This is a genomic window from Candidatus Streptomyces philanthi (assembly GCF_059553635.1).
In genome coordinates, this window is the sequence record NZ_JCANQV010000440.1 from 1 (window position 1) to 3,503 (window position 3,503).

Consider the following 3,503-nt stretch of genomic DNA (forward strand, 5'->3'; position numbering starts at 1 on the left):
GCCTCCGCCGGGGCGGCCGCGGCCGCTGCTCCCGGCTTGTAGTCGGCGAAGAAGTCCCACCAGGCTCGGTCTACCGAGTTCGGGTCCTGGAGGTACTGCTGGTAGATCTCGTCGACGAGCCACTCGTTCGCGCCGAACGCGGCGGCAGGGGAGTTTCCCTGCCTGCCTTGATCGGTCGAAATGCTCGCACTGTTGGGGGACTGTGGCGACACGGCGGCAACCGCCCTCTTCCGCTTCCTGAGGTGGTGGACAGCGGGAATAAAGGCTACGCCTCTTGTGGCCTCGGGTGCAGTCCGGGAGGGCCACTCGTCGCGCACGTCACATTCGCGGGGTGGTTTGCGAGCACGACGTGGCGGGAAAAACCAAGGGTTTCGCCGTATCAGGGTACGGCCAGCCGCCGGAGCGCCCCGCGAAGGTCACACAGGCGACCGCCGTCCGGGTGCTTCCTGTTCGACCCTACGCCACCCGCCGTCAACCTCGGCTGTTGTCCGCTCCCGGGAGGGTGACCCGGATGCGGCAGCCCCGGGGGGATTCGGCCACTCCGATCCGTCCGCCGTGCAGATCCACCGCCCAGCGGGCGATCGCCAGGCCGAGCCCCGTCCCCCCGTCCGCCCCCGGCCCGGACGGTTTCGGTTCCCCGCGGTTGAACCGCTCGAAGACCCGGTGGCGCTCCGACTCGGGGATGCCCGGCCCCTCGTCCTGCACCTCCAGCTCCAGGCCCCCGGGTCCGTCGCCGCGCCGGGCGCGCACCGTGACCCGGCCGTGCTGCGGGCTGTGCTTGATCGCGTTGTCGATCAGGTTGGCGACGACCTGGTGCAGCCGCTCGGCGTCGGCGTGCGCGGTCAGCTCCGGCGGCGACACGTCCAGGTGCAGATGGACGTCCGTACGGCTGTGGGTGCGCGAGCCCGGCGTCCCCGCCAGCGTCGAGGCGCTGCGGCTCATGTTGGCCTCCTTGAGCACCCCCGACAGATACGGCCAGACCTCGAAACTGCGGGCGTGCAGCGGCACCACCCCGTTGTCCAGCCGCGACAGGTCCAGCAGCTGCTCGACCAGCCGGCCCAGCCGCTCGGTCTGCCGCAGCGCGGTGCGCATGGTCTCCGGGTCGGGCTCGGAGACCCCGTCCACGACGTTCTCCAGCACCGCCCGCAGCGCCGCGATGGGGGTGCGCAGCTCGTGCGAGACATTGGCGACCAGCTCCTTGCGGTGGGTGTCCACCGCCTCCAGGTCGGCCGCCATCCGGTTGAACGCGTCCGCCAGATCACCGAACTCGTCCCGCCGCTCGGCCCGCACCCGGCGGGTGTAGTCGCCGTTGGCCATCGAGCGCGTCACGTCCGTCATCTCGTCCAGCGGCGCGGTCAGCCGGGTCGCCACGAACTGGGTGATCAGCAACGAGGCGATGATCGAGAAGATCGTGATCACCCGCAGCTCGGTCGCCGAGTGCATCGCGACGAACACCAGGAACGTGGTGATGATCACCGAGATGATGACCAGCGCCCCGAGCGCGGCCTTCACCGAACGGTACGGATCGAGCGGGCGCAGGCCGTCCCAGACGCGGTCCCACAGGGCGCGCAGCCAGGTACGCCACCGCGTCATGCCGACGGGGTCTCCAGGGCGTAGCCGACACCGTGCACCGTGCGGATGCGCTCCGCGCCGATCTTGCGGCGGAGCGCCTTGATGTGGCTGTCGACCGTTCGGGTGCCCGAGGCGTCCGCCCAGTCCCACACCTCGGCCAGCAGCTGCTCCCGGGAGAGCACCGCGCGCGGGGTGTTCGCCAGGCACACCAGCAGATCGAACTCGGTCGGCGTCAGATGCACGTCGGCGCCGCGCACCCGTACCCGGCGCTGGGCGTGGTCGATCTCCAGCTCGCCCAGCCGCAGGATGCCCGAACGCGGGGTGTGGGCCGCCTGCGCGGCACGCTCCACCCGCCGCAGCAGGACATGCACCCGCGCGGCCAGCTCCCGCATCGAGAACGGCTTGGTCATGTAGTCGTCGGCGCCGACCCCGAGGCCGACCAGCATGTCCGTCTCGTCGTCCCGGGCGGTGAGCATCATCACCGGCACCGGGCGCTGCGCCTGCACCCGGCGGCACACCTCCAGACCGTCGAAGCCCGGCAGCATCACGTCCAGGACCAGCAGATCCGGCTGCCACGCCTCGGCGGTGTCCACCGCAGCGGGTCCGTCCGAGGCCGTCTGCACCTGGAAGCCCTCGGCGCGCAGCCGGGCCGCGATCGCGTCGACGATCGTCGGGTCGTCCTCGACGACCAGTACCCGGCGCTGGGCACCCGGCGTGACCGCGGCGGTGCCGCCCTGCGTGATCTGAGTCTGGTCCATCGCCCGCCCCTGCATGTCCCCTGAGCCTTCGAGCCTGGTCGCCTACCTGACGGATGGGTGAGTGCCCGCGGCGCGCCTGTGGGGGAGGCACCGCACCTTCCGGCTCACTCATCCAGGGGAGCAGCGTATGCGCACCGCGTGACTGTCGGCTACGCACCCTTGCGCGCGAGATGGACCACGTCCGGGACGCCTCGGGCAACCGGGATCTCTTCCGTACGTACCGCCTGGAAACCGGCATTACGGAGGGCCTGGTCGAAGGCGGGGGACGGCTGCGCCGACCAGACGGCGAGCACCCCGCCCGGGGTCAGCCGCTCGTGGCAGGCCGCGAGGCCGGCGGGGGAGTAGAGGCCGTCGTTGTCCTCGGTGACGGTCCAGTCGGGGCCGTTGTCGATGTCCAGGCACAGCGCGTCGTAGGCGGCGGGCCCCGTCCCGGGCGCGTCCCCGGGGAGCGTGCCGGTGCGCAGGAAGGCGACGAGGTCGGTGTGCAGGACCGTGGTGCGGGGGTCGTCCAGCGCGCCGCCGGAGATCTCCGCCAGCGGTCCCGTACGGTGCCAATCGATCACCGCGGCTTCCCTCTCGACCACCGAGATCTGCCCCCAGCGCGCCTCCTCCGCAGCCCTGACCAGGGAGAAACCGACACCGAGACCACCGATCAGCACACTCGGCCGTTCCCGGTCCGCCGGCAGCTCCGCCAGGGCGGCGTCGATCAACAGCCGCTCGGAACGGCCGTCGGAGGTGTCCATCAGGAAGCAGCCGTTGGCGATGATCTCGTACACCGCGGCCCCGGCGCCGCCGTCCCGCCGCCGCAGTACCACCTCCCCGTACGGTCCCTCGCGGCGGTCGAGGGTGCGCGGGCCCTCGTGGGGGCCGTCCGTGGTCCGGAAGGGAAGGGGAGGTACGGAAGACATGCGGCCATCCTCCCCAATGCGGCGGCGGACGGTCCAACCGCCGCCGCGCGGCGACGTGGCGCGCGCCGCGAGGGTTGCCCCGTGTGACGCGCCTCACTCATGCGGCTGGTTCACAGGATGAACGGGCAGGCTGTGCCGGACGTTCGCACAGAGGGGCGACACGCCGGAACCGCGCACCGCGGCGCCGGGCACGGAGCGGGCACGGAAGGGGGTCCGGACATGGGTCCGGTCCAGGCGGTGGAGGCGCGCGGGGGCGCGGGGGAGG

4 protein-coding genes are annotated in these 3,503 nt (G+C 72.0%); all 4 read right to left on the reverse strand.

Annotated features, from left to right (window positions below; translation table 11 throughout):
* Positions 1–212: 2-oxoglutarate dehydrogenase E1 subunit family protein (locus tag AC51EU_RS28620; protein ID WP_496269992.1), on the reverse strand; the 212-nt coding region annotated here is incomplete at its 3' end.
* 259 nt (positions 213–471) lie between these two features.
* On the reverse strand, positions 472–1,593 hold the full coding sequence (locus tag AC51EU_RS28625) for a sensor histidine kinase (protein ID WP_496269993.1): 1,122 nt from the start codon (positions 1,591–1,593) through the stop codon (positions 472–474).
* Positions 1,590–2,330, reverse strand: coding sequence for a response regulator transcription factor (locus AC51EU_RS28630; protein ID WP_496269994.1), 741 nt, complete (start codon positions 2,328–2,330; stop codon positions 1,590–1,592). The genes AC51EU_RS28625 and AC51EU_RS28630 overlap by 4 nt, the downstream gene beginning before the upstream one ends.
* Before the next feature lie 149 nt (positions 2,331–2,479).
* Positions 2,480–3,238 (reverse strand): spermidine synthase family protein, encoded by a 759-nt coding sequence (locus AC51EU_RS28635; RefSeq protein ID WP_496269995.1) that lies wholly within the window; start codon positions 3,236–3,238, stop codon positions 2,480–2,482.
* Positions 3,239–3,503 lie beyond the last annotated feature (265 nt).

What these genes read in the sequence shown, in the direction of transcription:
- AC51EU_RS28625 (WP_496269993.1), bottom strand. Translation starts at nt 1,593, where the DNA reads ATGACGCGGTGGCGTACCTGGCTGCGCGCCCTGTGGGACCGCGTCTGG.
- AC51EU_RS28635 (WP_496269995.1), bottom strand. Translation starts at nt 3,238, where the DNA reads ATGTCTTCCGTACCTCCCCTTCCCTTCCGGACCACGGACGGCCCCCAC.
- AC51EU_RS28630 (WP_496269994.1), bottom strand. Translation starts at nt 2,330, where the DNA reads ATGGACCAGACTCAGATCACGCAGGGCGGCACCGCCGCGGTCACGCCG.